The organism is Pediococcus sp. AC40 (assembly GCF_030252485.1).
GTDB classification, from domain to species: Bacteria; Bacillota; Bacilli; order Lactobacillales; family Lactobacillaceae; genus Pediococcus; species Pediococcus acidilactici.
Genome location: NZ_CP127012.1, coordinates 364,393 through 387,400, shown reverse-complemented (window position 1 = coordinate 387,400; position 23,008 = coordinate 364,393). Strand labels below are relative to the sequence as shown.

Annotated in this window: 23 protein-coding genes; 10 read left to right on the top strand and 13 right to left on the bottom strand. The window is 42.9% G+C overall.

What is annotated here, in order from left to right; translation table 11 throughout:
* The first annotated feature begins 93 nt into the window (after positions 1-93).
* Together NL111_RS01795 and NL111_RS01790 are read left to right on the top strand one after the other, a co-directional pair.
* A complete protein-coding gene (locus tag NL111_RS01795) occupies positions 94-1,008 on the top strand; it encodes a proline-specific peptidase family protein (protein ID WP_002830021.1) in 915 nt (304 codons plus the stop codon).
* 165 nt (positions 1,009-1,173) lie between these two features.
* Positions 1,174-2,025: an aldo/keto reductase gene (locus NL111_RS01790; RefSeq protein WP_285110365.1), complete on the top strand. Its 852-nt coding sequence runs from the start codon at positions 1,174-1,176 to the stop codon at positions 2,023-2,025.
* A gap of 79 nt (positions 2,026-2,104) precedes the next feature.
* Here the strand turns inward: NL111_RS01790 and NL111_RS01785 are convergent, their stop codons facing one another.
* The gene (locus NL111_RS01785; RefSeq protein ID WP_002830023.1) at positions 2,105-3,652 is read right to left on the bottom strand and encodes an ABC-F family ATP-binding cassette domain-containing protein; all 1,548 of its coding nucleotides are present in this window, start codon (positions 3,650-3,652) and stop codon (positions 2,105-2,107) included.
* A gap of 118 nt (positions 3,653-3,770) precedes the next feature.
* On the opposite strand from NL111_RS01785, the gene NL111_RS01780 reads away from it, so the two are divergent.
* Complete coding sequence (locus NL111_RS01780) at positions 3,771-4,145, top strand: VOC family protein (RefSeq protein ID WP_002830024.1); 375 nt, start codon at positions 3,771-3,773, stop codon at positions 4,143-4,145.
* Positions 4,146-4,365: 220 nt separating this feature from the next.
* Here NL111_RS01780 and map read toward each other — a convergent pair whose 3' ends face one another.
* The 4 genes from map to NL111_RS01760 are packed head-to-tail and all read right to left on the bottom strand — an operon-like array spanning position 4,366 to position 7,140.
* A complete protein-coding gene (gene map, locus NL111_RS01775; RefSeq protein ID WP_002830025.1) occupies positions 4,366-5,148 on the bottom strand; it encodes a type I methionyl aminopeptidase in 783 nt (260 codons plus the stop codon).
* Between the two features lie 40 nt (positions 5,149-5,188).
* The gene (locus tag NL111_RS01770) at positions 5,189-6,055 is read right to left on the bottom strand and encodes a DegV family protein (RefSeq protein ID WP_004166723.1); all 867 of its coding nucleotides are present in this window, start codon (positions 6,053-6,055) and stop codon (positions 5,189-5,191) included.
* Positions 6,036-6,365: a thioredoxin gene (trxA, locus tag NL111_RS01765; RefSeq protein WP_002830027.1), complete on the bottom strand. Its 330-nt coding sequence runs from the start codon at positions 6,363-6,365 to the stop codon at positions 6,036-6,038. The genes NL111_RS01770 and trxA overlap by 20 nt, the downstream gene beginning before the upstream one ends.
* A 40-nt stretch (positions 6,366-6,405) precedes the next feature.
* Positions 6,406-7,140 (bottom strand): TerC family protein, encoded by a 735-nt coding sequence (locus NL111_RS01760; RefSeq protein ID WP_002830029.1) that lies wholly within the window; start codon positions 7,138-7,140, stop codon positions 6,406-6,408.
* Positions 7,141-7,249: 109 nt separating this feature from the next.
* On the opposite strand from NL111_RS01760, the gene NL111_RS01755 reads away from it, so the two are divergent.
* A complete protein-coding gene (locus NL111_RS01755) occupies positions 7,250-8,188 on the top strand; it encodes a magnesium transporter CorA family protein (RefSeq protein WP_002830030.1) in 939 nt (312 codons plus the stop codon).
* 398 nt (positions 8,189-8,586) lie between these two features.
* Here NL111_RS01755 and NL111_RS01750 read toward each other — a convergent pair whose 3' ends face one another.
* From NL111_RS01750 to NL111_RS01740, 3 genes are read right to left on the bottom strand one after another with little or no spacing between them, the layout of a single operon-like run.
* The gene (locus NL111_RS01750; protein WP_002830031.1) at positions 8,587-9,351 is read right to left on the bottom strand and encodes a YibE/F family protein; all 765 of its coding nucleotides are present in this window, start codon (positions 9,349-9,351) and stop codon (positions 8,587-8,589) included.
* Positions 9,344-10,453, bottom strand: a complete 1,110-nt coding sequence (locus NL111_RS01745) for a YibE/F family protein (RefSeq protein ID WP_024862601.1) — start codon at positions 10,451-10,453, stop codon at positions 9,344-9,346. The genes NL111_RS01750 and NL111_RS01745 overlap by 8 nt, the downstream gene beginning before the upstream one ends.
* Positions 10,453-10,908: a GNAT family N-acetyltransferase gene (locus NL111_RS01740; RefSeq protein WP_285110364.1), complete on the bottom strand. Its 456-nt coding sequence runs from the start codon at positions 10,906-10,908 to the stop codon at positions 10,453-10,455. The genes NL111_RS01745 and NL111_RS01740 overlap by 1 nt, the downstream gene beginning before the upstream one ends.
* Positions 10,909-11,072: 164 nt before the next feature.
* Here NL111_RS01740 and NL111_RS01735 point away from each other — a divergent pair, with 164 nt between their 5' ends.
* Entirely contained in the window at positions 11,073-13,229 is a 2,157-nt protein-coding gene (locus tag NL111_RS01735) for an LTA synthase family protein (protein WP_159217792.1), read from the top strand.
* A gap of 615 nt (positions 13,230-13,844) precedes the next feature.
* Here NL111_RS01735 and NL111_RS01730 read toward each other — a convergent pair.
* Positions 13,845-14,828 (bottom strand): NAD(P)/FAD-dependent oxidoreductase, encoded by a 984-nt coding sequence (locus tag NL111_RS01730; RefSeq protein ID WP_128688312.1) that lies wholly within the window; start codon positions 14,826-14,828, stop codon positions 13,845-13,847.
* A 160-nt stretch (positions 14,829-14,988) separates the two neighbouring features.
* Between NL111_RS01730 and NL111_RS01725 the strand changes: the two genes are divergently transcribed.
* Both NL111_RS01725 and NL111_RS01720 read left to right on the top strand, forming a co-directional pair.
* On the top strand, positions 14,989-15,945 hold the full coding sequence (locus tag NL111_RS01725; protein WP_002830036.1) for a nucleoside hydrolase: 957 nt from the start codon (positions 14,989-14,991) through the stop codon (positions 15,943-15,945).
* Between the two features lie 91 nt (positions 15,946-16,036).
* A complete protein-coding gene (locus NL111_RS01720; protein ID WP_002831065.1) occupies positions 16,037-18,013 on the top strand; it encodes a cation:proton antiporter in 1,977 nt (658 codons plus the stop codon).
* Between the two features lie 119 nt (positions 18,014-18,132).
* On the opposite strand, the gene NL111_RS01715 is transcribed toward NL111_RS01720, so the two are convergent.
* Positions 18,133-19,065: an alpha/beta hydrolase gene (locus tag NL111_RS01715; RefSeq protein ID WP_128688311.1), complete on the bottom strand. Its 933-nt coding sequence runs from the start codon at positions 19,063-19,065 to the stop codon at positions 18,133-18,135.
* Positions 19,066-19,239: 174 nt separating this feature from the next.
* Between NL111_RS01715 and NL111_RS01710 the strand changes: the two genes are divergently transcribed.
* The 3 genes from NL111_RS01710 to NL111_RS01700 all read left to right on the top strand — a co-directional run bounded on the left by NL111_RS01710 (position 19,240) and on the right by NL111_RS01700 (position 21,497).
* Positions 19,240-19,659, top strand: coding sequence for a helix-turn-helix domain-containing protein (locus NL111_RS01710; protein ID WP_002830039.1), 420 nt, complete (start codon positions 19,240-19,242; stop codon positions 19,657-19,659).
* A 3-nt stretch (positions 19,660-19,662) separates the two neighbouring features.
* Positions 19,663-20,514: a hypothetical protein gene (locus tag NL111_RS01705; protein WP_004166729.1), complete on the top strand. Its 852-nt coding sequence runs from the start codon at positions 19,663-19,665 to the stop codon at positions 20,512-20,514.
* 338 nt (positions 20,515-20,852) lie between these two features.
* The gene (locus NL111_RS01700) at positions 20,853-21,497 is read left to right on the top strand and encodes a DedA family protein (RefSeq protein ID WP_002830041.1); all 645 of its coding nucleotides are present in this window, start codon (positions 20,853-20,855) and stop codon (positions 21,495-21,497) included.
* Positions 21,498-21,531: 34 nt separating this feature from the next.
* Here NL111_RS01700 and NL111_RS01695 read toward each other — a convergent pair whose 3' ends face one another.
* The 3 genes from NL111_RS01695 to NL111_RS01685 are packed head-to-tail and all read right to left on the bottom strand — an operon-like array spanning position 21,532 to position 22,901.
* Positions 21,532-21,762, bottom strand: a complete 231-nt coding sequence (locus tag NL111_RS01695) for a hypothetical protein (protein ID WP_002831060.1) — start codon at positions 21,760-21,762, stop codon at positions 21,532-21,534.
* A complete protein-coding gene (locus NL111_RS01690) occupies positions 21,749-22,423 on the bottom strand; it encodes a L,D-transpeptidase (RefSeq protein ID WP_005919621.1) in 675 nt (224 codons plus the stop codon). The genes NL111_RS01695 and NL111_RS01690 overlap by 14 nt, the downstream gene beginning before the upstream one ends.
* Positions 22,424-22,436: 13 nt before the next feature.
* Positions 22,437-22,901, bottom strand: coding sequence for a hypothetical protein (locus NL111_RS01685; protein WP_002831057.1), 465 nt, complete (start codon positions 22,899-22,901; stop codon positions 22,437-22,439).
* Positions 22,902-23,008 lie beyond the last annotated feature (107 nt).

Sequence of the window (23,008 nt, the reverse complement as noted above, 5' to 3'; positions counted from 1 at the left end):
GAACTTTACGCCTAAACGCTTCTCATTTAATCTGGTCACTTTCTAATAAATCTGCTATTATAGGCTTAAATTTAAGAAACTAGGTGAAATATCTTGAAACAAGGTACAACAATTTTAACACTAGATAACGGATATCACTTATGGTCACATACGGATGGGACTAACGACTCCATCCACCTTTTGGCCCTTCATGGTGGTCCCGGTGGCAATCACGAATACTGGGAAAACTTCCACGATGAACTTTTAAAACAAGGTTTGGACGTCCAAGTTCACTACTACGACCAATTGGGTTCGTGGTATTCTGACCAACCCGACTACTCCGACCCTGAAATTGCTGAAAAGTACCTCAGCTACGATTACTTCCTTGACGAAGTGGAAGAAGTTCGTCAAAAACTCGGCATTGACCACTTCTACTTGATCGGTCAATCTTGGGGTGGCGCGTTGACCATGATGTACGCATTGAAGTATGGTGAACACTTAAAAGGTGCCATCATCTCTTCCATGGTTGATAATATCGATGAATACCTTGAACATCAAGACGCAATTCGAGACGAAGCCCTTGCTCCCGAAGATGCTCAGTTCATGCGTGACTGTGAAAAGTCCGGAGATTGGGATAACGAACGTTACCAAAAATTAGTCGACGTACTTAACGCTGGTTACGTAGATCGTAAACAACCAGTGGCAATTCGTCACTTGGTTCCAACTATGGCAACTCCCGTTTACAACGCTTTCCAAGGCGACAACGAATTCGTTGTTACTGGTAAGTTGAAGGAATGGGACGTTCGCGACCAAATCCATAACATCAAGGTCCCAACCTTGTTGACCTTCGGCGAACACGAAACCATGCCGTTGAAGTCGGCACAACGGATGGCTGAAGTAATCCCTAACGCTAAGTTAGTTACTACTCCAGATGGCGGTCACCACCACATGATCGACAACGCCCCCGTTTACTTCAAGCATCTTGCTGATTACCTTCGCGAAGTAGAAGCAGGCACTTTTAATAAATAATAGATTTCAAAATAGAGGCTAGGATTGCTCCTAGCCCCTATTTTTTTATCTCGGCCACCCTTTTCTTTACAAAACGCCTGACAAATTTTCGGGCTTATGGCTGGTTATTGCTAAAGAAAAAAGCTATCATATAGTAAGTAAGGTTAAATAAAGGAGGAATTTCTCATGAATAAACTCACCGATACCTATACATTAAATAACGGGGTTAAGATTCCCGTAATCGGTTTTGGAACTTGGCAATCTAAAGATGGTGAAGAAGCATACCAAGCAGTTAAGGCTGCCCTAGATGCTGGCTACCGTCATATCGATACTGCCGCAGCTTACGGTAACGAAGAAAGCGTGGGAAAAGCCATTAAAGACAGTGGCGTAGCTCGCGAAGACCTCTTTGTCACCTCTAAGCTATGGAACGAAGACCACGGTTACGAAGCAACGAAAAAAGCCCTTGATTTAAGTTTGCAAAAACTTGGTTTAGACTACCTCGACCTCTACTTAATTCACTGGCCAAATCCCGTTAAATTCCGTGACGAATGGCAACAAAAGAACGCAGAATCTTGGCGGGCAATGGAAGAAGCCCTAGAAGCTGGCAAAGTGCGGGCAATTGGGGTTTCCAACTTCCGGCCTCATCACCTAGACGAATTGTTGAAGACTGCCAAGGTAACTCCCGCAGTTAACCAAATTTTCCTCAATCCTAGCGATACTGAAGACAAAGTGGTTGCTTATAACAAAGAACACGGTATCCTCTCCGAAGCTTACAGCCCACTAGGAACTGGTAAAATCTTTAGCATTCCAGAACTTAAGGAAATTGCTGAAAAGTACCACAAGTCGGTCGCTCAAGTAGTTATTCGTTGGTCATTACAACACGGCTTCTTGCCACTACCTAAGTCTGTTCATGCAGAACGGATTCAACAAAACACCGAAGTATTTGACTTCGAGCTATCTGCTGACGACATGAAAACCATTGATGGTTTCCACGGCCAAGCAGGTGCTCCAACCGATCCCGATACAGCAACATTCTAATTAATATTACTAATCGCTAAACAAAACGGAGCCCAACATCTTATTGATGTTAGGCTCCGTTTTTGATTGTAATTAAGTTTTAGCGATCCAAACGTAATTTTTCCACGTTGATCACTTTATCAATCCAGCTGTTATAAAAACTACTTTCGTGAGATACCACGATTAAGTTTCCCTTAAAGCGTTGCAAAGCTTCACTTAGGGCTTGCTTGGTTTCGTCATCAAGATGATTGGTGGGTTCGTCCATGATCAAGAAGTTAGATTCAATCAATTCCATCAAGGCTAACTTGACTTTAGTTTGCTCGCCACCACTTAGTTGATGCATAGGTTTTTGGGTATCCGCCGCGTTAATCCCACACTTGGCTAACTTAGTCCGAATCGTTTTTGGTAACATGGTTGGATATTTTTCTTGAATTGTTTGTAATGGTGTTAGGTCGGGGTTATCCCAAACTAATTCTTGGCTAAAATAGTTTACCTTAGCTGATGGTGAGAAATGAGCTTCCCCACCTAAAGCCGGAATCAAGCCTAAGATACTCTTAATTAACGTCGACTTTCCGGCTCCGTTAAACCCAGAAAAGGCCACCTTTTCGCCCGCCACCATGGAGAACGTCACTGGTTCCAAAAGCTGCTTTTTACCATAACCAACGGCCAACTTATTAACCGCCACGGCGTTTTGTGAGCCCGTATCTAGGTAAGGAAAATCGAAATGCCCCTTCAAGTTTTCACTAGGCGGATCGATCTTGTCCATCCGATTAAGCATCTTTTCCCGGGATTTCGCCATTGTTGAACGTTGGCCAGCCTTATTCTTGCGGATAAAGTTTTCCGCCTTTTCAATGACTACTTGTTGCTTTTCGTAAGCCTTTAATTGTGCTTCTTGCCGCGCTTCCTTTTGCCGCATTGCGGATTGGAAATCGCCCCGGTACTTAGTAATTTTGTTAAATGAAACGTCGCAAATACAATTGGTTACCTTTTGCAAAAACTCATAGTCGTGAGAAACTACCATGAAAGCTCCCTCGAAGCCGTTAAGGTAGTCTGCCAACCAATTAATGTGCGCGGTATCCAAATAGTTGGTTGGTTCGTCTAGGATCAATACGTCAGGATCTTGTAGTAGGAGCTTTGCCAAAATGATTTTGGAACGCTGGCCCCCACTCATCTCGCTGACAATGTGATCTTTACCGATATCATCAAGTCCTAAACCGGTCATTACCCGGTTAATTTCGGTATCGATTTCGTAAAAATTGTTAGCGTCCAGATTTTCTTGGATCCGCCCCGCCTTTTCCAACAACTTATCATCCAAATTTTCGGCGTATTCGGCATAGTATTTTTCCATTAAATCACGTTGCTTGAACAAATCTGCGTACGCAGTGGTTAAAAATTCGTACAACGTGTCATTTTGCGGAATATCCGCATACTGGTCTAAATAACCATAAGTGACCTTATTTTGCCAAACAATCCGGCCCTTATCTGGTAAAGTTTCGCCAGTCAAAATCTTAATTAGCGTACTTTTACCAGCACCATTTTGCCCGACAATTCCCATGTGATCTTCTTTATTCAGTTCGAAACTTGCATCTTCATACAGTTCTTTGTCCGCAAAACCGTGGCTCAGATGTTCAACTGATAGCAAACTCATTTTTTTCACCCTGTCTTTTTAAAATAACTAGTAACCACCGTAGCATGAATTACCACAAAACGTCAATTGAATTTACCTATGCTATACTTGTACAGGTTACAAGGAGGATTTATAGATTATGAATATTCGAGAAATTGATCATATTACCCTAACCGTGGCAGACGTTGCTCGTAGTGAACGTTTTTACCACGAGGTTTTTGATATGCCGATCCTAACCGACGCTCCGTATCCAGGTGTGCGTGCGGGGAAGCAGCGAATCTATTTTACAACTAAGGAGACCAAGCCGGCAATTGCTCCAGCGCAACCAACCTCCGGAAGCATTGCGTTGTCACTGGTTGCCAAAAATCCGATGAACGAAATTGTCAACCACTTAAAGAGCTACTTTGTGGAAATCGTCGATGAACCAAAGCAACGCCAAGGAACTCACGGAAAGGTCCAGTCGCTGTTGATAAAGGACCCGGACGGAAATGTGGTAGAAGTGGCGAATTATTAAAAAGTGTGGAAGCCCTCGGGCAGAGTTTGAGGAATAACTGGATTGGGTCCTTAGCCGTGGGTCCTGCGGTTAAGGACCCAATCTGGTTATCCGCAGAACTCTGAGGGCTGGAGCACGCCTCGACTATCTAGCACCCCAACAGATCCACACCCATATTACAAAAATAGAGGCTGGGAACGCCAAATTCCCAGCCTCTTTTATTAATAATTAATCATTTTCATTAAAGGTACTTAGCGTCCCCCACTGGATCCTGTGAAGTTAAAATCTTAGGACCATCTGGCGTAACCACTAAAGTATGTTCGTATTGGCAAGATAAACTGCCGTCCATGGTGGTAACTGTCCAACCGTCTGGAGCAGAAGTATCACATTGCCAACTTCCGGTATTTACCATTGGTTCAATAGTGATGGTCATTCCGTTCCGGAGCCGCGGACCGTGACCAGCTTCACCATAGCCAGGAACCATGGGATCTTCGTGCATTGTTGGTTGAATACCATGACCAACAAATTCCCGGACGTCGCCATAACCCATTTCGTCTTCTACGTAAGTTTGGATTGCGTGACCGATGTCGCCGATCCGGTTTCCTTCAACGGCTTGATCAATTCCGAGGTACAAAGCTTTCTTAGTAACTTCCATTAATTTCTTAACTTCGTCACTAACTTCACCAACCGCAAATGCCCAGCAAGAATCGGCCATGTAACCATCCACACTGACTACGGTATCAACCTTAACCAAGTCGCCTTCCTTTAAAATCAAATCTTTCCGCGGAAAGCCGTGACATACTTCGTTGTTAACACTCACGCAAGTTGCGTATTCGTAACCTTCAAAGCCCTTTTCTTCAGGAACTGCGCCGTGTTCATCTAAATAACGAAGCGCGAATTTCTCGATATCCCAGCTAGAAATTCCTGGCTTAATAACATCGCGAAGTCCAATATGCATTCCTGCTAGAACTGCGCCTGCTTTCCGCATTCCTTCAATTTCACGTTCTGATTTCAATGTAATCATTTTATCCACCCGTTTCTTAATTAACCTAACTACTATGGTATCACAACTTTGGTGACCAAATTAACCCAATTGCCTTGCTTCCCGTATAGGTTCCCACGTACGGACCAATTGGACAAGATTCTACGTGTAAGCCCGGGTATTGGACCTTCAGTTCACTTTGCCATTGCATGCTGCGATCCACATCGTCAGCATCGACCACCGTCACCGTCAGATGGCGATAATCAACCACTTGTTGCGCAAAAATTTCACTAATCGCTTCCATAGCGTTTTTTATCTTACGCTCTTTACCGACCATTTCCAAGCGGCCTTGCCGATTAATCGTTAAAATTGGGCGCATCCCAAAAAACGAGCTTACCAACGAAGTTCGACTGGCAATGTTCCCCGAAATCTGGAGTTCTTTAACGTTGTTGACCGCTAAGTACACTTCCGTTTGACTACGATACTTACGCAACTGCCGCAAAACTTCGTGGATGTCCACGCCGCTATCTAACAGGTTGGCCGCCAAAATAGCTGCGTTGCTTTGTCCAGCCAAAATTGAGCCCGAATCATAAGGGTAAACTTGTAGTTCCTTAATTACCGGCACGGAAGCTGAAAGACTATTGATGAACCCGCTCAAGCCTCCCGATAATCCGATGCACAAGGCTGCTTTATAACCCTTCGCAGCAAGTTCAGCAAAAACCCTTTGCATTTCCTTAATCGGAATCTGCGAAGTGGTGGGGTGGTACTTTTCTAATTTCAACATGCGATAAAATTCATCCGCATCAATATCAACATTTTCGTGATAGACGTGCTTGCCAAACATAATTGGCTGGTTAACCACCGTAATGTTGTACTTCCGCGCTATCGCAGGATCAAGGTTAGCCGAACTATCGATCACAATTGCCGTTTTACTTTGATTCATTTTCATTAATCTTCTTCTCTATATATTTCGCTAATTTTGCTTCGGGATAAACGCCGGTAACCTTTTCGATTGCCTTGCCGTCCTTAAACAAAACTAATGAAGGAATACTCATTACCTTAAATGATTGGGCCAATTCTTGGTTATGGTCAACGTTAAGCTTGCCAAAATGAACTTGGTCCCCGTAACTTTGCTCCAGATTTTCTAAAATAGGTTCCATCATCTTGCAGGGTCCGCACCAAGGGGCCCAGAAATCAACGATGGTCAATCCATCTTTAGTTACTTCAGCTAAATTTTCACTTGTTACCGTAGCTGCCATGAGGAGTCTCCTTTTTATTTATAGTATATAGATTATAGCATTATTTGCGTACGCTTTTTCTGAGGTAGTGAATTGCGATCGTAATCAAGAATGCCAGCACTACGATTCCGGCAAAAATTCCCGAATTAATTTCAATATCAATCGCGGGAATCGACAAGAATAATTTAAGGGCAATAATCCCAATCAGCACGTAGGCCATTGTCTCTAGTTCAGGAATTCGGTGCATTAATTTCATAATCACCTCGGCAATTCCCCGCATCGCTAAAATTCCAATTAAGCCCCCCAGTAACACAATGACCGGATTAGAAGAGATCGCCAGCGAAGCCAATACCGAATCGATTGAAAAGACAATGTCCATAAATTCGATTTGGATTACCACCCGCCAAAAAAGCGAAATTTTACCCCGTGGTTTCACCAATTTACGGGTTCGACGCCCCCGTTTCCGTTTGTCAAAATAGCGAAACACTAGGTATGCTAGGTAAAGTGCTCCAATGATTTTAATTTCCCATAGGTGAATGAGGTAAGTCCCAATTCCGATTACTAAAAATCGAAATAGGTACGCGCCCCACAAACCGTAAAATAAGGATTTTTCCCGTTCGACCTTATCCCCCAACACTTGGGTTTGGGTTGCAAGAACTACGGCATTATCCACCGATAGTAAACACTCGATCATCACCAGTGACAAAATCACTAACCAGTCCGAACTAGACTCTAATACCGTCTTCCAGTTGTTGAGATCGAAGAAGGGACCGTATAAATTTGTTAAAATATTCAATATAAATTTCTCCCCTTAAATTCCAAATAATATATTTTAAACGATTTAGTATATTTTTTCACCCATTAAGGGTTACACTTAGGTTAATACAAACAACGAGGTCCAGATTATGTTAAAAGTAAGCAAAACCGTGAATGATTTTTCGCTAATTCAAGTCTCGAACCCGAGTACTTTAGAATTACAGACCCTAGTAAAAACTTACCACGCCACTTCCGAAACGTTGAGTTACGCGATTGACCCTAACGAACGTGCTCGGGCAGAAATCGACGAAGAAAATAACAGCTTTTTGATTATTTTCCACGCTTTAAGCTCGCTATATAATGCCGGTATTCAGACCGAACCGGCCGCTTTTTTGTTTCTGCCTAAGGCGCTGGTAATTTTTACTCACGATTCTACCCACTACGTTAATAAAATTATGGATCGCAATTTAAAAACTTTATTACGTAAAACTTTAAATAAACCTGTTCAGTTAAATAGTTCGCTGATGGTTAACGCCGTTTTCAACACGATTTACGAACTTACGATGCGGTTTAACGACGCGGTCTCCCGAATTAATTATGATCGTCAGGCAATTCAGGATAAATTTAAAACCCGCCTGAACCACAGCGGCATCCAAAGCATGTTGCAATTAGAAACCAGTTTAATCTACTTACTGACTTCTCTAAAGTCGAATACGTCGTTGCTTAACAGCATGATGCGCCTCCCCAACCTAAACCTGACCAAGGCCCAACGGAATCGGCTGGAGGAGATCATTATTGAATCAGAGCAGAGTCAAGAAATGGCCCAGCTATCTTCAGACATTATCGAACAAGTTTCTAAATCCTATTCGGATATTTTAGACAATAACTTGAATAATACCATGAAATTCCTGACAATTCTTTCAATTGTTTTAGCAGTTCCTAACATTGTTTTTGGTTTCTTCGGTCAAAACGTTAAATTACCGCTTGCCGATCAAGGCTGGAGTTGGCTCGTCACCTTAGAAATTTCGTCCCTATTAATTCTAATTGTTTATCTAATCGTTAACTGGAGTAACTTTTTTAAAAAATAATTCCACAAAAATACAGCATTTCAGACCGGCATTGAGTAAAACCGCACCGGCTTGAAATACTGTATTTTTTATTATAGTTTGCTGTTGCCTGCCGAAACGTGCAAAAAAACTCAGTCTTCTCCGGCTAACCAAATTAAGGCATCAATCGCTCAAACCGCGATTAATGCCTTAATTCCGTGGGCCTTCTTTGCTGTGTAGTCAAAACGTGCTCCGAAACCCAAGACTCTCTGGCTAACCAAATTACGGGACCAATTGCTAAACCCGCAATTAGTCCCGTAATTCAGTGACGCTTCTTTGCTGCCTTGTCGAAACGTGCAAAAAAACTCAGTCTTCTCCGGCTAACCAAATTAAGGCATCAATCGCTCAAACCGCGATTAATGCCTTAATTCCGTTAGTCCTCAAAGACTACCCGAGTTTTTTCGCACTCTTAATTGCGTTACCCATGCCGTCAACGGCACCGCACTAATTACCCCGATGAAACCAATCAAAATCATCGAAAATTCTGCCGCAAAAATCTTATTATTAAAGAATTCGCTAAAGCGGTAATTCAACTTTACGTACCAAATAAATAAACCTAGGAAACTTCCAAAGAAGCCAAAAAACAAGGTGTTCAAAGCGGTCCCGATAATTTCTTTTCCAATTTCGTAGCCGTGGCTAAAAAGCTTGGTCAAATCTAAATCCGGCGTTGTTTCGATCAGTTCCTGAATCCCCGTCGATACGGCAATCGAAGCTTCCGCAACCGCCCCCAACGAACTAATGATCATTGTCGACGTAATTACGTCACTAAACTTAATCCCAATTAACAACGACATCCCTTCAAGGTCCTCGTTGTTTTCGTTACCGAATCCCTGAATCATTAAGTGAGGGTGAATAATCAGAATCAGCCCAATCAAAACTACCAATACTAATACCGAACTGTAAAATGCATTCTGTGTAATCTGGTCGTCGTCACTGCCCATGAAAATTGTAATGGCTAAAATCACCAAACTGCTGATAATGGTTACCGTCAACGCTGGAAAACCCCACGAAATTAAAGCAATGTTTACGAACAATACCGCAAAATTCAAAATTATGCTTAAAAAGGCCCGCAACCCGGTCGCTCCGCCCACGATAACCATTAAAACCGCCAAGATGATCATTAAAATTAACGTCGCACTAACCATTAGTCGGTACCCCCTTATTTTTGAAAAAGACACCTGTCAGCCAACTCGCAATCGGTACCGTCAACACGATTCCAATTCCACTGATTAAACTTTGCACGAAACCTAACTGCATGTTCATTTCAAAGGCGTACTGCCAACTATTCCCGTTGCGTAAATAAAGTACCATCATGGAAAAGGTGTCGGCCATAAAAATCATGAATAACACGTTTAAAAGGGGACCCATAATGGTTTTACCGATGTTCCGTCCCGAAATCCACAGCTGTTTCATTGAAATCTGCGGGTTTTCTTTTCGCAGCTTAGCCAAACTGACAATGATGTCGGTAGACTCATCCATTACGGCCCCTAACGAACCTAGCACCGTTTCTGCTAAAAAGAGCGGCTCGGGATTTTGGGTCACGTACTCCATGGTTTCAAAATGAAGCCCCCCGTTGCCCGTCAAACTAAATACAAGTCCGCCAATCAACATTGCGCTAAAAGTTCCTGCTAAAGTCGTTAACAGACTAACCATCATTTTCTTGTTCCAGCCTAAAACTAAGGTAAGGGTGATGGCGCTAAACAACACCGCGACCACGCTAAAAATTGCCAATACTGCATATCCAGATTCTTGCACGTCAATTTCCACGGCAATAAAAAAGAGCACCATGTTTAATAACACACTGACAATTGCGTGAATTCCGGTTCGTCGCATTAAAATCAGCAGTCCTACGGCAATCACTACCAATATCGTGATGGCGACGTCCCGCTTCAAATCTAATATTGTCGCCCCCTTCACCCGCTGCCCGGTGCCATTAAAATGTAACAGTACCGTTTGGCCCGGGCGATATTTTAAATCGGTCGCTTGGGAACCACTATATTCGTTCTTCACGGACACCGTTTGCCCCCGGTGTTTTCCGTTTAAAATTTTAATCTGGAGGCGTTGCTTGGCACGATAATCGTGATTATTAAAATTGTCGGTTTGCGGAACCTTTTTTAAATTAGTAACCCGTTCAATTCGACCTAACGGGGTCCGGTAAATCACGTCGTCATGCTGTACTAAGCCCACCACGAGTAGGCCAGTCAATATAACTACCAATATTAACCCAATTTGAGATTTCCAACGCATTAGAGTTTTTTCTCCATCCAATAATGTAATAGGCCCGCTTCCATTTCTGGACCGCCAGTGCGCTCGTAATTCAACGCAAAGTAGAAGGGTTCCGCAGTTGCTTGGGCGTGTAACCGAATCTTTTCAATGCCCGCTTGGCGTCCTTGGGTTTCAATGTATTCAAAAAGTTCTTGGGCAAGGCCGTGACGTCGCGATTCCTTGGCAGTTGCCACCCGTTGTACTGTCCAAGTATTGGGCTCCGTCCGCCGAGCCCGGGCCGTCACGACCGGCGTATCGTCTTCGTAGCCCACAAAGTATGTATAAAAATCTTCGTCAGCATCAAATTCAAGTGCGGGATCAATCCCCTGCTCCTCCACAAAAACTTGTCGCCGTAGTGCTAACGCGTCCATGTAAATTGGGCCTGTCGCTCCCTTAACCATTTTAGCTTCCATCGTGACCTTCCTTTCCAAATCCAAATTATTAAGCCCATCTTACAACAATTTCTTCACAGATTTAGAAATTTATTAAAATTTTATTTTATTCTTTCTTTAGTACCGACCCCCTTAAGATTTCTTTAAACAATCTATGGTAAAATTGCATTTATATTTGTAAAGAATGTACTTTTGAAAGGTCTTTGAAAATGAAATCTCTTAAATCAAGAATTGACACGCGGTTCGGGTTCTTTATCCTGATCAGCGTCCTATTTTGGTTAAAAACTTTATTCGCTTACTTTACCGACATTTCTTTAGGAGTGTCTGGTATTTTCCAGTGGATCATTTTATTAATCAACCCCATTGCCACCACTCTGCTAATCTTCGGGCTAGCCCTCTACGTCCGTCCTAAACGAGCTTTTTACTGGACGGCGATGCTTTTAGATTTAGCTAATACAGTTTTACTTTACTTAAACGTAATTTACTTTCGGGAATTTTCCGATTTTATGACCGTCAACACGATGCTCGGATATTCCAAGGTAAACCAAGGACTCAGCGCAAGTTCCATGTCGCTAACCAACTTTCACGACATCTTTTATTGGTTGGATCTACTGGTCATCTTTTTACTATTAGCCTTGAAAAAAATTAAGATGGATCCCCATCCGTTACCGAAAAAATTCGGTTTTCAAATTACTTCGGTAGGGATTTTATTCTTTGCGTTTAACCTCATGCTTGCCGAAATGGACCGTCCCCAATTAATCACCCGGACTTTTGACCGCTCCTACGTGGTTAAATACATGGGCATTGACGCCTTTACGGCTTACGACGGCGTTCAACTGGAACGCAACATTAAGATGCGTTCCGAAGCTAAAAAAAGTGAGCTTACCTCGATTGAAAAATACGTTAAACAACACTATGCTAAGCCATCCGACGTTAGTTTTGGGAAGGCTAAGGGCAAAAACGTCATTATTATTCATTTAGAAAGTTTCCAACAGTTTTTAATTGACGATAAGGTTGAAGGACAGACGGTAACCCCGTTCTTAAACAGTATTTACCATAGTAAATCAACCTATTCCTTCAGCAATTTCTTCCACCAAGTAGGCCAAGGAAAAACTAGCGACGCGGAAAACATGCTGGAAACCAGTACGTTTGGAACCCCGCAAGGTTCCCTGTTTGCCCAACTAGGTTCGGACCAAACTTTCCAAGCGGCTCCGGCAATTTTAAAACAGCACGGTAACTATACTTCCGCCGTTTTCCACGGAAATACCGCATCGTTCTGGAACCGCAATAACACTTATAAAAACATGGGTTATGAAAACTTCTTCTCCGCTAGCGACTTTGACGTTTCTGGGGATAAATCGACTACTTACGGACTAAAAGATAAGCTGTTGTTTAAAGACTCTGTGAAGTACTTACAACATCTGCAACAACCGTTTTACGCTAAGTACATTACCGTAAGTAATCACATTCCGTACACGTTGGACGCAGAAGACAGCGACTTCAAAACTCCCGACACTGGCGATGCAACCGTGGACGGTTACTTCAAAACCGCTAACTATCTCGACCAATCCATTGAAGAATTCTTCAACTTCTTAAAGAAATCGGGATTGTATGATAACTCAATGATTGTGCTGTATGGTGACCATTATGGGATTTCGAACTCGTCTAACAAAGCTTTAGCGAAAACTTTTGCTCAAGATCCAAATCACTTTAAACAGTTCGGCGATAATCCCACCGAAAACTGGAATAGTTGGGATAACGCCCAGTTACAACGGGTTCCCCTAATGATTCACATTCCAGGAATGAAAGATGGCGGAATTCAAAACCAATATGGGGGCGAAATTGACGTATTGCCAACCCTCCTTCATTTACTAGGAATTTCAAACAAGAACTATATCCAATTTGGTACCGACTTGTTGTCCAAACAACATAGCCAAATCGTAGCGTTCCGCAACAATGACTTCGTGACGCCTACGTATAGTTCGATTGGCAACACCCTGTACGACCAAAACGGTAACGAGATTACCGATCCTAGCAATGCTTTCTTAAAGAAGGTCAAGAAGGATCGTAAAGCCGCCCATAAACAATTAGAGATGTCGGATTCCTTGAACGAAAAGAACCTTTTACGCTTTTACAAGAATCCCGACTTTAAGAAGGTCAATTCCGCAGATTACAACTATTCTGACGGTTTAGACAAAGCTATCAAGATTGAGGACAAACTAAAATTAAAATCTACTTCAATGTATTCGCGTAATCAAGATAAGTCGTTGGAAGACCTTTATAAAACTGACGCGCCTGAAGTAAACCATAAGTCAACCAGTGAAAATCGGATTAAGATTACTAATCCGGATTCAAATGGTAGCTGATTTTAAAATTTAAAAGAGAATTTTCGTTGCGTGATGCAACTGAAAATCCTCTTTTTTTGTGGTTTGATTTAGTTAATTTTGGCATTCTACTGCTATGTAGTCGAAACGCGTAAAAAAACTAGCTCTCTTCGGCTAACTAAATTAAGGCATCAATCGCAAACCGCGATTAATGCCTCTGCGTTCTGTTGCTAGGTAGTCGAAACGTGTTTTCGGCCCCAACTTCCTCCGATTAACCAAATTAAGGCACCAATTGCTAAACCCGCGATTAATGCCTGGCGTGCTACTGATAGATAGGCGAAACGCGCGGAAATCCCCAGCTCTCTCCGGTTAACTAAATTAAGGCATCAATCGCTAAACCCGCGATTAATGCCTCTGCGTTCTGTTGCTAGGTAGTCGAAACGTGTTTTCGGCCCCAACTTCCTCCGGTTAACCAAATTAAGGCACCAATTGCTAAACCCGCAATTAGTGCCTGGCGTGCTACTGATAGATAGGCGAAACGCGCGGAAATCCCCAGCTCTCTCCGGTTAGCTAAATTAAGGCATCAATCGCTAAAACCGCGATTAATGCCTTAATTCTGTTAGTCCTCAAGAGCTACCCGGGGATTTCCACGCTCTATCATTTAAACATCGACGTACTATGTACCGGGCCCCTCTTTCCCGGATACAACTTTTTCATAATTTGATCTACCGCAATCGGCCCCTCTCCAAACGCCGTGGCTATCAATCTTAATTTTCCTTGATATTCAATTCCATCACCAATTGCATATACGTTCGGCAAATTTGTTTTCATCAAGTTGTCCACCGCGAACATCCGGTGCGCTTGTTCTAATTCTACATCCCATTGCTTAATAATCTTATTGCTCGACGTAAATCCGTAGTTAACCACTACTTGGTTAAACTTCCGGGTCGTTAGCTCCTCGGTACCGACTTCCTTTAAGTCCACCGTTACGCCCGCGGCTTCTTCCCGAACGTCATGAATCAAAAACGGCGTTAGGATTTCTACCGAAGACTCCTTCAATCTTTGCACACTTAGTTCAAGCCCGCGGAATTGTTCCCGCCGGTGAACTAGGCTAACTTGGTGTGCGACCTTCTCCAACATCAACGCCACGTCAATCGCGGAATCTCCGCCGCCAGCAACCAACACGTCTTGGTCCTTAAACTGAGCTAATTCCGGAACGTGGTAAAAAATCTTGTCGCCTTCCAATTTTTCAAGGCCCTTCACCGCTAGTTTACGCGGATTGAACGCTCCGTTTCCGGTGGCCAACAGAATTGCCCGCGACTGATACTTTGCCTTCGTGGTTTCCACGTCGTATAGTTCCCCGTTAGGCGTAATGTTCACAACCGTTTCGTTAAGCCGGATCGGTACGTTAACCAAGCGAGTCTGCTTTTCCAATGACTTTGCTAAATCAGCAGCCTTCACGCCTGCGTAACCGCCCACGTCGTAAATTACTTTTTCTGGGTATAAAGCAGCTGCTTGTCCACCCACTTGGGCCAAACTTTCAATAATCTGCGTTTTTGCAGTCCGCATTCCTGCGTAAAATCCTGCAAACACCCCCGCAGGACCGCCCCCCACAATCGTAATGTCGTATATTTCAGTCATGATTTCTGCATCCTCTTTAATACAATAATTTTTTAGTTTACTAAATATCTTAACAGTTTCTTCAGCAAAAAAGAAAGCCAAGCATTGTTTTTTAACAACGAGTTTCGTATGATTAATTTGTAATACAGTACATAAACGTTTATTTAACGGAGGGGTTCTTTTGGCAAGTAAAAAAATGATTCTAGATCTTGATACTGGTATTGACGACGCAATGGCCATCGCCTACGCGTTAGCTGCTCCAGACGTCGATTTGATTGGTATTATTTCCACATATGGTAACGTACTAACACCCGATGCAGGAATTAACAGCTTAAAAATTCTCGAATTGCTCGGGCACACCGACATCCCCGTTTTCTTGGGCGATGAACATTCGCAAACAACCGACCATTTTGAAGTAATGCCAATTAGCGCACAAATCCACGGAAAAAATGGGATTGGCGAAGTGGACCTACCTACTCCGCAACGTAAATTAGAAGAACAATCTGGGATCGACTTCCTGATCGAAGCTGCCCACCAATATAACTCAGATTTAATCTTAGTTCCTACTGGTCCACTGACTAACCTCGCGGCCGCAATTCGGAAGGATCCGGAAATTACGGACTTGATTGGCAAGGTAACGCTAATGGGAGGCGCCCTCACCGTACCAGGCAATGTGTCCCCAGTGGCTGAAGCTAACATTAACCAAGATCCGCACGCGGCTAACGAAGTCTTTACTCGTCAAAAGAACCTTACCATGGTTGGCCTAGACGTTACCCTAAGAACGTTGCTTACTAAAAAAGAAACCCAACAATGGCGTGATTTAGGCACCAACGCCGGACGGAAATTTGCTGACATCGTTGACTACTACATTGATGTTTATAAAATTACCAGTCCGCACTTAGGCGGCTGTGCGCTCCACGATCCGCTAGCAGTCGGCGTGGCCTTAGATCCTAGCCTAGTTCAAACGCTGGCCTTAAACATGTTTGTAGATACCACTGACGCCATGTGGGGCCGTACCATTGGTGATCCTGCTCGTCTAACCGATCCAGAACCCAACGTCAACGTAGCAATTAACGTAGACGCCGACCGTTATCTACAACGTTTCATGGAATATTTAACTAACTTATTCAGTAAATAACTAAATTACTATTAATAAAAACGCGAAAATCGATTTTTCCGCGTTTTTTTGTTACGCTAATTAACATAAAACAAAGAAAGGAGGACACGTATTGAACGTTTTATTTTTCATTTTAACTTTAATGTTGGCAGTTATTGTTGCTAACATTTTGGATTCTCGAATTAAGTTCCTACCTCGAGCAATTGTGCAAATCTTAGTGGGTTTGCTGCTATCATTTGTCCCGAACTTTAATCACTTTGTTCTGGAACCCGAAATATTCATGCTGGCAATCATTGCACCACTGATGTTTCATGACGGTGCCAATACCGATATTAACAAATTAAAGCTAACCCTCGGAAACACGTTCTCGTTAGCCGTCGGTTTAGCCTTAACCACCATCTTAGGTGTGGGTTACCTAAGTTACTTAATGCTTCCCCACATCCCGCTCGCACTAGCATTTGCTTTGGCAGCAATCATCACCCCAACTGATGCGGTTGCCGTTTCATCCGTAACCGACAACTTAGAAATCCCCCCGGACGCAATGCTTAACCTAAAAAATGAATCTCTTTTTAACGACGCTAGCGGAATCGTGGCCTTTGACTTAGCACTCACTGCTTTTCAAACTGGGCACTTTTCACCTTTAATAAGCATTTTCGACTACTTATACGTATTCTTAGGCGGGTTGATAATTGGTTGGATAATTGGCTGGGCATTTCTGCGACTCCAATTTTTACTGATTGAATCTAATATTGACGACGCTAACATTGTCGTCCCCATTAACTTGATCAAGCCCTTCGCCATCTATTTAGCTGCCGAACTTTGTGGTACTTCAGGAATTTTAGCCGCGGTTGCCGCTGGGCTAGTCCAGAGTACGCAAACCCCATTTTTACGCTTAACTTCCACTAAGATTCAAATCGTTTCTAAGACCACTACCGAAAATCTAAACGAACTGTTAAATGGTTTTGTTTTTATCCTTTTAGGAGTTTCGCTACCTACCGTAATTTACGACATTGTTAATAACAGTCGTCAGGTGGCCTCGTTAACGGATTTAGTATTGATCGGTATCGTGCTGTACGTCACCATGATCGTGATTCGTTACGTTTGGGTGAGCTTGCGACTTGCTAGCATTCGGATTCGTCCCCAAGAACGACTTCTCAACCGTTTCTTAATCGCCATCAATGGCATTCACGGGACGATTACCCTAGCAATGGCCTTCTCAATCCCTTTGGTCTTCAAAAAGGCCGCTTTTCCGTTTCGTAACGACCTAATTTTTATCGCCGCTACGGTAATTGTCCTCAGTCTATGCGTGCCTAGCATTATTTTGCCGCTCGTCTTGCCTAAAAAAACGGTTTCGTATAGCGCCGACGACATTAGCAAATACCGGCAGCAAATGATTAATTACGCTATTCAACAGGTTAAGGACGCTAACGAAGATCCGATTGAAACCCAAGCGGTCATTGCAACCTTGCAAAGCCAAGAATCGATGTTCCAGCGTCCAAAGAGACGAACCATTTTTAAACTGTTGCAAAAGTGCTTCAGCTTAGAAGAACAACTGCTACAAGAAATGGTGGACCAGGGCGAAATTAGCTCCAAGTTGCAAACTTTGTACGAACGAATGACCTTTTTCCAAAGCTACCAGCTGCGTCAATCGCTGTTCTACCAAATTTTATACCGAATTAAGTACTCCTTAATACGTTTGAAACACCGTCTCCGACATAAGGCGGTTCACGTTAATAATCAAGCCATTAAACGCAAAATCAAAATTGCGCGAGATGACATTGCGAACGTGGAAGCTAAAATCATCCCCCGGATCCTAGAAGAATTGCACAACCAAATTACCGAAGAAAATCAAGCTGAAGTTCATTGGATTGAAAGCTATTACCGCGAACGTCACCGCCGTTTGCAGAATAATAAACAGGCTAACCGGATTCAAGATGAACTCTTCATTAGCGCGTTTCAAAACGAATACAATTTTATTCAAAACCAATTAAGTAAGCAAAATATTTCTCGTGAGCTAGCTAACCTGCTATATGAACAGGTAGCTAATGACGAATGGATTTACATGCAAAACGATTACATTTACGCGTAAAAAAAGTCTTAAAAGGATTGTCGTTTAAAACGATTCTTTTAAGACTTTTTTTCTTTTTACAAATTTATTCACACTTTGTCTGGGTGCGTAGTTTTCAACATCCCTTGTTGAAAAATTTGCTAAACGTTCTTTTCTAAAAATTTCTTAACTCGGTCGCGGTATTGCTGATAGTCCATTTGCATAGCCTTCGCGTGCCCCGCATCCTTCACCACGTACTTTTCTTTAGGGCCCTTCGTGGCAGCGTACAGCTGGTCAATCATTTTGGTAGGAACAAAGTCATCTTTTCCACCGTGAATGAACATCATCGGTTGATGATTTTTTGCCAACTGCTTCATGGCACTAGCTTCGCCATAACTGTAGCCCGCTCGAATCTTCGAAATTAAACTAACCGTCGGTACCAGTGGCCACTTCGGGAGGTGGTACATTGATTTGGCTTGGTAAGTAATTTCATCTTCCACGCTCGTATAACCACAATCCTCGATGTACGCCTTCACCTGGTGCGGAACGTCAGGCTCCCCACTGATCATCATCGTGGTTGCACCACCCATGCTAACCCCGTACATCACCAGCTTTTGATGTTCGCCCTTCTCACGCAATAGTTTGTTCATCCATTTGATATAGTCACGCCGGTCTAACCAACCATATCCAATTAGCTTCCCCTCGCTATTACCGTGAGCCCGATCATCCGGAGCCAGTACGTTATAACCTAAATCATGAAACATGGCTGCCGGGGCGCCTTCACCGTCTTTATTTTGTAAAAAACCATGCGCTAAAATGACCGTTTTATTTGTGGGATGGGCCGCTGGAATGTAATAAGCTTCCAGCTTCAAGTTACCGGACGCCGATTTCATCGTCCACTTTTCCTTTTTTACCCGTTGATACCATAATTTTTGGGTCCGCAACGGATCGTTTTTAGTGATTTTTCCGTCGTTCTTAATAAAACTTTTGGTACCGCGAACTTCCGCAACGTGGAAAAAATACATCCCCGCGCCTAAGTCCACCACGAGCAAAACCGCTAGTACCACCAAAAGCCATTTCCAAAATTTTTTCATCGTATTCCTCCTAAACCAACTTTTTTAGTATAGCGTTTTTTTACTGTCCTTGGCGGAAAATTACGCTAATCCCGAATTTGGCCCCAATTTGCTTGTGACATTTACTTTAATTTGTCGCATACCCTCGAACTGTATTAAAATAGGTCTAGAATATTATTCACAGGAGGACGGTCTATGTTTCCAGAACGTTTGCGCGCTTTACGCCACGGTAAGCACATCACTTTGGAGGTGCTTGCTCAAGAATTAAATGAATTATTTCCGGATGAAAATCCAAACACCGCTAATCAAATTGGGAATTGGGAACGGGGAATCCGCACCCCATCCTATCTGGAAGTGAAAAAATTAGCCGAATATTTCGACGTAAGCATGGACTATCTGTGTGGTCGCTCCGCGCTTAACGCCTATGATTTAAGCAAACTATTCCTATCTGGCCGTCAATTAAGCTTTGATCATAAAACGTTGAGTAGTGACGACCGCTACGAAGTTTTTCAATTAATCAACGGCTATTTCCACGGTAAGAAACGACGCCCAATTAACTCATCCACGGAACAAGAAGAGCTTGATTTAAATTGGCAGAAAAGGAACGATGACTAAGCAATGAACCCGAAAAAATTGAAAAAGCTTCGGCGACAATTAAAAAAGGCGCAAACAACGCAATCGTCTGATCGTTACCTTCGCCAATTAACCAATTATCGCAATTTATTTAAAGATTATGGTTCAATTGTTTTTTTGATTAACCAAGTATTGGAAAGCGAGCGTTTAATTCGACAAAATCTATTGCCCCAGCAATTGCCGCTTTTAGAATTGCCCGACGACGTTCAAGAACAAATTTTTAACCGCCTCAAAGAACGCTTTCCGTTAGGTGATCCGCGGGGAGATCGTCTTTGGGAAAAATTAACTCGCGAACTACCCAAGTTAGATAAACTTTTGCGTTCGTACCGGGATTTCTTGGAAGAAAGGTACGGAATGTGGGCTTACATTTCCGCACCGTTAATTAACGATCTTACCGCCTATTTAGCCGGACGTCCCACCCTAGAAATCATGGCTGGCAACGGCTATATTAGTCACGGATTGCGGATGAAAGACCAGCCCATAATTGCTACAGACTCGCTTGCGTGGCAATCCGAAAATGAAACTGGTCGACATTTGGTGACCGAAGTGGAGCCTTTGGATGCCCTCGCTGCCATCGAAAAGTATGGCCCGCAAGTTGATTACGTAATTATGGCTTGGGCTCCCGATGGGCTGGACATTGATGTCCAAGTTTTGAAAAAACTGCGTAGTTTGCCTAACCAGCCCCTATTAATCTGCATTGGCGAACAAAACGGCGCCACCAACAGTAACGAGTTTTGGCAAATTGCTCAATTGGTTGAACCACAAGCCGCTGCTAAGTTAAACCAACATTTTCAGCCGTTTGATTTAATTCATGACCAAGTATACCTAATCAAATAAACTAAAAAAGCGGACAAAAAAAGACCATGACGTAACCGAAATTACGTCATGGTCTTTTATAAACCGGTCATCAGCAAAATTGCTGAATTGGTCGTTGAGTGGCTCACACACCCAAATTGACCCACACCTACAAAATCCGGTAGTTAATGTGTGCCGGTGAAATGGTCACTAGTCGCCGCAGCGAAACAGCCGAAGCTGCCTGACCCATCTCGACTCATCGCATGTAACTAATGTATCACAAAAATGGTTGCACAACAACCAGCTTGGACCTAAAAATTGCAATCTCGCCCAAAAAACTCTATCATGAGACTACCATAAAAACGATAAGGAGGTGTACGATGCTAAATTTAATTTGGGGATTTCTAATTCATCCGTTATCCTACCTAACCCCCTTAACAACCCAATTAAATCAGTGGGTTTACTTGATCTTGTTTATCTGGATATTCTTGGAAACTGCCTTTATTTTCTTCTCTTTTTTACCGGGGCAATCCGTTTTATTCTTAACTGGAACGATTGCTTCTACGGCCCCAGCACATTTAAATATTTTTCTGTTGCTGCTAACTTTCATCGCTGCCGCAACTACCGGAGCCATGGTTAAGTATTGGTACGGTGTGAATTTGGAATCGAAAAATAAAATCGCTCAAAAAATCAGCGATTCTCCGCAGTTAGATCAAACCCAAAAGCTGTTTGATAAGAACACTAAAAAATCGCTGGTCTTTTCCCGGTTCATCCCCTTCGTGGGATTGTTCGTTCCCATTATTGCGGGAACGACCCAGATGGATTGGCGCCGTTTCAATAAGCTCAACTTCGCCGGCGTGTTACTGTGGGTATTGACTTGCTGTTTTGCCGGTTACTTCTTCGGTCGCACCGCTTTTGTTCGCCAATACTTCACCTTAATTTTCCTAATGCTAATTTTCGTTCCGTTCATGATCGAATTAATTTGGCGCAAAATAAAAGGACGGGTTCAAACCGATGCCACCTAACAATTACTCAGGTGGTTCCGGGAACCCGTCTTTTTTATTTGCGTAATTTAATTTCTAAAGCACGTAAGCCAAAAATAATTACTAGATAAAGTACCATCACGCCAAGGATGGTACCAAAGCCAATGAAGGTAGTGTGCAAAACTAAACGACCAATGATTTTCACCACTAACAGCAGTCCTAACAAAAGTCCTAGGCCCCACCCTACTTCTACAATAAAATGTCGGGGCCGGTGTAGCCATTCTTGAATCATCTTAATGTATTTCAACTTTCATACCCTCCGGAACGTTCTTATAAATCCATTTTGCATCTGGAACCGATAACCTTACACAGCCATGAGATTGGGCTTCCTTACCCAGTTGTTGCGCTTCTTTAGGGATAAATTTACCGTTCTTATCCGTCGGAACGGTGTGGAAAAGGTAAATCCCGTGATCCTTAAACGAAACCCAGTACTTAGCCCCTTCCTTAGAAGCCGCGTTATAGAAGAAGTCGCCCCGTTCTTTTTGGATGTGGAAAGTTCCGGTTGGTGTCGGACTATCCTTGGATCCGGTGGATGCATACATGGTGTATAAGACCTTTTTTCCGTCCATCACGTAAACCCGTTGCTTGGCAATGGAAACCTTCAAGTAAGCCTGGGGATGCTTATCTAAATCAGGGTATTCATTTTTTTGCGAGGACTTTTTCCAATTTACGGGGTTCATTTTCGTCTTGGTAGAAGCTTTCGCCGTTTCTGCCGTGGGGGCTTCATCCCCAGCTAGTCCGGTATCCTTGGCCGAACTTTTGGGTAAAGCCTTTTGCTTAGCTGATTTTTGTAGTTCAACTTTAGCATCGTGGCGAACTTGTTTTTGGTATGCTCGTGCGCTAGTAAAAACCGCCCCCACAAATAAGACGATTGCCAAACCAATAATCAATTCAAATCTTCTTTTCATAATCTCCCTCCTGCTATTCGGTAGTCGATTTTGCAGCTGGTTGATCTAAGCGTTCAAACTGTTCTTTAACCCAGTCCCGGAAATTTAAACGTAAGTCCGGGTTGTCATTTAGCAGATCATCCGCCGTTCCAATTTGATCAATTCGTAAATGTGAAGAATTAATCTTCTCAGCTTCGATGACTGCATATACGTTCAAATCGTATTCTTGGTCAGCCTCGGTTAATTTTTCGACGGCTGCGGGGTATAATAGCGGTAGGTTAATTACGTTTGATTGTAACTTAATCACCACGTCTTTGTTAACGTTGATGACCGCTTCGGCAATTCCGTGCTGGTTAACCGCTGTTTTTAAGTAGTTAAACGCCTCATCTGCACCGGTTCCGTCAGCTTTTTTAAGCGTTGCTTTTCCGATTTTAAACGTTTGACTGGCAAAGTCGCCCGCTTTTAAGGTTTGAATCACGTCGTTGGCTAGAATTTTCATTTTATCCCTCACTAGTTAAGTTTCTAAATAAAAGTTTAACATTCATAACTCGTTTTTTACATACATACATTGTTTTCCCATTGCGCTGATTTAATGCGCTTGATTTA